Source organism: Pseudoalteromonas sp. Isolate6 (assembly GCF_022398435.1).
GTDB classification, from domain to species: domain Bacteria; phylum Pseudomonadota; class Gammaproteobacteria; order Enterobacterales; family Alteromonadaceae; genus Pseudoalteromonas; species Pseudoalteromonas galatheae.
Genome location: NZ_JAKEVK010000248.1, coordinates 1 through 5,976, shown reverse-complemented (window position 1 = coordinate 5,976; position 5,976 = coordinate 1). Strand labels below are relative to the sequence as shown.

General features: G+C 43.4%; 6 protein-coding genes. All 6 read right to left on the bottom strand.

Annotated elements, in window-relative coordinates; all coding sequences use genetic code 11:
• Window positions 1–25: 25 nt before the first annotated feature.
• Window positions 26–883 (bottom strand): F0F1 ATP synthase subunit A, encoded by an 858-nt coding sequence (gene atpB / locus L1D50_RS20790; RefSeq protein WP_010376880.1) that lies wholly within the window; start codon window positions 881–883, stop codon window positions 26–28.
• A gap of 15 nt (window positions 884–898) precedes the next feature.
• Window positions 899–1,279, bottom strand: coding sequence for an ATP synthase subunit I (locus tag L1D50_RS20785; protein ID WP_128727186.1), 381 nt, complete (start codon window positions 1,277–1,279; stop codon window positions 899–901).
• Window positions 1,280–1,568: 289 nt separating this feature from the next.
• Window positions 1,569–2,507 (bottom strand): ParB/RepB/Spo0J family partition protein, encoded by a 939-nt coding sequence (locus L1D50_RS20780; protein ID WP_128727185.1) that lies wholly within the window; start codon window positions 2,505–2,507, stop codon window positions 1,569–1,571.
• A 15-nt stretch (window positions 2,508–2,522) separates the two neighbouring features.
• Entirely contained in the window at window positions 2,523–3,308 is a 786-nt protein-coding gene (locus L1D50_RS20775; protein ID WP_010376876.1) for a ParA family protein, read from the bottom strand.
• Window positions 3,309–3,322: 14 nt separating this feature from the next.
• Window positions 3,323–3,943, bottom strand: a complete 621-nt coding sequence (gene rsmG / locus L1D50_RS20770) for a 16S rRNA (guanine(527)-N(7))-methyltransferase RsmG (protein ID WP_239966728.1) — start codon at window positions 3,941–3,943, stop codon at window positions 3,323–3,325.
• A 15-nt stretch (window positions 3,944–3,958) separates the two neighbouring features.
• The gene (mnmG, locus tag L1D50_RS20765; RefSeq protein WP_138522611.1) at window positions 3,959–5,848 is read right to left on the bottom strand and encodes a tRNA uridine-5-carboxymethylaminomethyl(34) synthesis enzyme MnmG; all 1,890 of its coding nucleotides are present in this window, start codon (window positions 5,846–5,848) and stop codon (window positions 3,959–3,961) included.
• Between the last annotated feature and the right edge of the window lie 128 nt (window positions 5,849–5,976).

Here is a 5,976-nt window from a genome sequence, read left to right as displayed (position 1 = left end):
GTAAAAATCTTTATTATTCAGCTGATTAGTGACTCTCTGTACTAGCCATGCTGAGGTAAACGATAGTCAGCATCATAAATACGAATGCTTGCAGCACGATTACCATAATGTGGAATACTGCCCACACGAAGTGCAGTGGTAACTGCATCAAACCAATTGCACCGATAAGGATGAAGATCATCTCACCTGCGTATAAGTTACCGAACAAACGTAGTGCTAGCGAGAATGGCTTAGCAACCAATGCGATTGTTTCAAGTAGTAAGTTAAACGGGATCAACACTGCCATCATTAGTTTGTTTTTAGAGCTAAATGGGTGCAATGTTAATTCTGCAATAAAGCCACCGATGCCTTTGATTTTAATTGAATAACCGATCATCAGAATAAACACACCTAGCGCCAGTGCTGCGGTCATGTTTAAATCTGTTGTAGGTACAATCTTCATGTACACATCGTGTGAATCCATACCAAATGCTTGTTCACCAACAAAGCCAGCAAATGCAGGTAGGAAGTCAACTGGAACTAAGTCCATCAAGTTCATTAAGAATACCCAAACGAAAATCGTTAGGGCTAGAGGTGCAACTAACTTGCTGTTACCGTGATATGTGTCACGAACGTTGGCACCAACGAACTCAACAACCATTTCGATAAAGCACTGGAATTTACCAGGAACACCTATAGTGGATTTTTTAGCGGCACTTCGGAAGATCCATAAAAATATTAGACCTAAACCGATTGACCATGCGAGGGTATCTACATGCCATGTCCAGAAACCACTATCCGCACATGCTTTGTTGAAGGCAAGACCGGCATCGGTCGAGCACATCTTGGCATTGGTCAAGTGGTGCTGAATATGGCTTGATAGAGTAACTTCTTCTGCAGCCATGTTTTATCCCAAAAGTTAATGATTAAAAAAAATCAGGACCAACCATTGTGTCAGCATCACGAGCATATAAGCGCCAAAAAAAGGCAGCATCATTACTGAAAAATGCTTAAAAATCAGTGCAAAGAGCACAACAGTTAGCAAAAATTTTAATCCATTTCCTCGTTTTATCGAGGAATATACTTGATTTGCTTTGCTCGCACCCATAAATCGAAAGGCGTAAGCAGCAAATACAAAATTAGGGAGTACCAACACAGCGCCGCCAGCTAACGCTGAAACTCCGGCTTGTACTCCCCAACCTATAAAAACGATTACTGCAGCGACTAATGCTACGATACCCTGAATCAAAACACCTTTTAATGCGGCTCGCCGATATGGGCGGGCTAACGAATGAGTCACTTTATATTAACCTTAATGACGTTAAATTTTATCAGGGTATGAAAACTGGCGAAATTATACTTGTTTCTGCTTAATTTGCAACTTGACGAGACGAAATGTGACGCTTTTTGGACGCCAAATAGGTCAAAATTTGGTAGGGAAGAAAGCTTAAATTAAAGCCTATGCAAGAGTGGCTATTTTTCCATCAAAGTTATTAGTATTCTCGCTATTTCACAGCATATCGGTACGGAAATAGCGGCGCAAAAGCAAGCACCGCATTCACGTATTAGTCAATTAGTTAAGTTTACAATTAGTCAGCTTCATTCATTTCAGGGTTAATACGGCCCAAAATACCATCAAGTTCATCCAAACTAGCATAGGAAATAACCAGTTTACCTTTGCCTTTCTGGTTGTAGTTGATCTCTACTTTAGCACCTAAGTTTTCCTGTAATTGCTGCTCAAGCAGCTTCACATCAGGATCCTTTTGCTTCGCTTCTTTTTTCTCGACAGGCTCTAAAATGGTACGAACCAGTTTTTCGGTTTCTCTTACAGTTAATCCTTTAGCCACAGCAGTTCTCGCCGCTTCAGATTGCGCTTCACCAGTTAGGGCAAGTAGACAGCGAGCATGGCCCATTTCTATGTCGCCATGTTCCAACAAGATTTTTACATCATCATTGAGATTGTTGAGACGAAGTAAATTGGTGACCGTCGTACGCGATTTGCCAACCGCATCGGCAACTTGCTGATGCGTGAGTTCAAATTCATTAAGCAAGCGATCTAGCGCAATTGCTTCTTCCATTGCATTGAGGTCTTCACGCTGAATGTTTTCAATAAGCGCAATAGCAACAGCCGCTTCATCCGGCACATCTTTGATTAAACAAGGAACGGTATCTTGCTTAGCCAACTGTGCCGCACGCCAGCGTCTTTCACCGGCAATAATTTCAAAGCTTTGCGTGGCAACTTTACGCACCACAATTGGCTGTAAAATCCCCTGCGAACGGATCGAACTGGCCAGTTCCTCAAGTGCCTGCTCTGACATATCTTTGCGCGGCTGATACTTACCCGGCGTTAGCCACTCAATAGGTAATCGTTGTAACTCTTGTTCAACCGCCGATTCAGCAGGCGCTTCACTGACTGTCGCAACGGCTTCTTGTTGATTAGGTACAGGTGCTGCAGTACTTGGATTAGGTTTAGCTGAGCTGAGTAGGGCATCCAACCCTCGGCCTAAACCACGTTTTTTAACCGACATGTTCTTTTTATCCTCTTAGGCAACCGCAGCTGCTTGCTTTTCTTTGCGTCTTAGCATTTCACCCGCTAGCGCTAGATAAGCTTTCGCACCGCTTGATGCTCTATCATAATACATCGCAGGCGCTCCAAAACTTGGCGCCTCCGCTAATCGCACATTACGAGGGATCACAGTCCGGTACACTTTATCGCCAAAGTGTTGTTTTAACTGCTCAGATACGTCGTTAGCTAGACGATTACGCGGGTCATACATAGTGCGTAAAATGCCTTCAATTTGCAATCCTGGATTCACCAACTTACCGAGTTGGGTAATGGTGTCCATTAAAGCAGTTAATCCCTCCAGTGCATAATATTCACACTGCATCGGAACTAAAACTGCATCGGCGGCAGCCATGGCATTTACCGTTAGCATATTTAATGAAGGTGGACAGTCGATGAATATATATTCATATTTATCTTTTATCGTCTCAAGGGCGTTGCGTAGTCTCACTTCGCGCGCAAACAACTCCATTAGCTTGACTTCTGCCGCGGTTACATCGCCATTCGCTGCGATCAAATGATACTCGCCGCTGGTTTCTGTGGTGATCACTTGATCCATTGGCGCTTCTTCGATCAACAAATCATAAACCGTTGCGACATCGGCGTATTTATCAACGCCACTGCCCATGGTTGCATTGCCTTGAGGATCGAGATCGATCAACAGAACTTTACGTTTAGTCGCCGCCATGGACGCGGCTAAATTCACCGCCGTGGTTGTTTTACCAACACCACCTTTTTGGTTTGCTATTGCAATGACTCTTGCCACATTGTCCTCGACAATTAATCTTTAGAAAGAATGATTAAATGGCGCTCACCTTCAAGCTTGGGCACCACTAAACTAATATCTTGCGATAAACTCACGCCGTTTGGTAGGTGTTCTAGCTCATCCGCAGGGTATTGCCCCTTAAGTGCTAAGAATACACCTTGGTTATCGATTAAATGTGAACACCACAGGATCATATCTTGTAGTGATGCAAAAGCACGGCTGAGTACACCGTCTAATTTAACACTTGGCTGATATTCTTCAACTCGAGACTGCACAGGGGTAACATTCTCAATACCAAGCCCATGTTTTACCTGCATTAAAAATCGAATTCTTTTACCAAGGCTATCAAGAAGAACAAAATTGATGTCCGGTCTAGCTATCGCTAATACCATACCCGGTAAACCCGGTCCGGTGCCTACATCAATATAATGACTGCCCGTTAGGTGTGGCGCAACAACCAAAGAGTCCATGATATGTTTTACCATCATTTCTTTTGGGTCACGAACGGATGTGAGGTTGTAGGCTTTGTTCCATTTATCCAGCAGCTGGACATATTCGACCAACTGCTGCTTTTGTTGTTCGCTGAGCTCGATTGAGGTATCAGCGAGTAATTCATTCAATTGTTCTAATAACACAGTGTTCCACTGCTATTACGCCGACTTACGTAATAGCCCTTGCTTTTTCAGATACACTAATAATAGCGAAATAGCAGCAGGGGTGATACCAGAAATACGTGAAGCTTGGCCAATCGTTTGTGGACGAGCATCAGTTAGCTTTGCCACAACCTCATTTGACAGACCGCTTACCAGAGCATAATCAAACTCAGCAGGCAGTAATGTCTCTTCATGACGAAGCTGTTTATTAATCTCATCTTGTTGACGCGCAATATAACCGGCGTACTTAGTTTGGATCTCTACCTGTTCAAGGGCTGGAATATTATCAAACTCAGATCCTAATCCTTCAATAGCCATTAGGTCATGATAATTAACCTCTGGACGGCGGATCAGATCTTCAAGACTGGCTTCGCGTACTAGTGGCTTTTTCAGCAGTTCGTTTACCGCATCAAGTGCTGGATGATCTTTATGGATCCAAGTATTGCGCAGACGCTGTGCTTCTTGTTCCATGATTTCAAGTTTATCGTTGTATGCAGCCCAGCGTTCATCGTCAACTAAACCTAATTCGCGACCTTTTTCTGTTAGACGTAAATCCGCATTGTCTTCACGCAGTAACAAACGGTATTCAGCACGAGAGGTAAACATACGATAAGGTTCTTTTGTACCAAGCGTGGCTAAATCATCGATCAACACGCCTGCATAAGCTTCATCACGGCGCGGTGTCCATGCTTCACGGCCTTGAACTTGAAGTGCTGCGTTCATACCCGCAATCAAACCTTGTGCACCGGCTTCTTCATAACCGGTTGTACCATTGATTTGACCTGCGAAGAATAAGCCATTGATAAACTTTGTTTCCAATGACTGCTTAAGGTCACGCGGATCAAAGAAGTCATACTCAATTGCATAGCCAGGACGACAAATATGCGCATTCTCAAAGCCTTTAATAGAACGCACGATCTCCAGTTGGATATCAAATGGTAAGCTGGTGGAGATACCATTCGGATATAGCTCGTATGATGTTAAGCCTTCAGGTTCTACAAAGATCTGATGCTTTTCTTTATCAGCAAAACGCACAATTTTATCTTCAATTGAAGGGCAGTAACGTGGACCAATTCCCTCAATCACGCCTGCATACATAGGCGAACGATGTAAGTTATTGCGGATCACATCATGGGTTTTTTCATTGGTATAGGTGATATAACAAGGGATCTGTTTTGGATGATCAGACACTTTGCCCATAAACGAGAAAACCGGAGTCGGGGTATCGCCAGGTTGTTCTTGCATCACTGAAAAATCAACCGTTCTTGCATCGATACGTGGCGGTGTACCTGTTTTTAGACGATCAACTCGAAAAGGCATTTCACGTAAACGCTCAGCCAAAGCAATAGAAGGTGGATCGCCAGCACGGCCGCCTTTAAAGTTTTCTAAACCAATATGGATCTGACCACCTAAGAAAGTACCAACGGTTAGCACTACTGACGAAGCGCTAAAACGCAAACCCATTTGGGTCACGACACCTTTTACCTGATCGCCTTCAACAATAAGATCATCACAAGACTGTTGGAAGATCTTTAAGTTTTCTTGATGTTGCAGGATGTCTTGGATCGCAGCTTTATACAATGCGCGATCTGCCTGAGCACGAGTCGCTCGTACTGCTGGGCCTTTCGATGAATTAAGTGTTCTGAATTGGATCCCACCTTTGTCGATTGCTTTGGCCATTGCACCACCAAGTGCATCAATCTCTTTAACCAAATGACCTTTACCAATCCCACCAATAGCTGGGTTACACGACATTTGGCCTAAGGTATCCATATTGTGTGTTAACAATAAGGTATTCATACCCATACGAGCAGCTGCAAGTGCAGCTTCAGTGCCTGCGTGTCCACCACCAACAACGATGACATCAAAATGTTCATGATAAATCATTTACGGGATCCTACTTAAAACAACCGAGCAAATTTAGAAAGGATGCGTATTCTACCTAGAATTAACCAGAAGTGAAATGGTTAAACTTTGCACAACGCAAAAAAGAGATCACTTAAAATATATAAGGA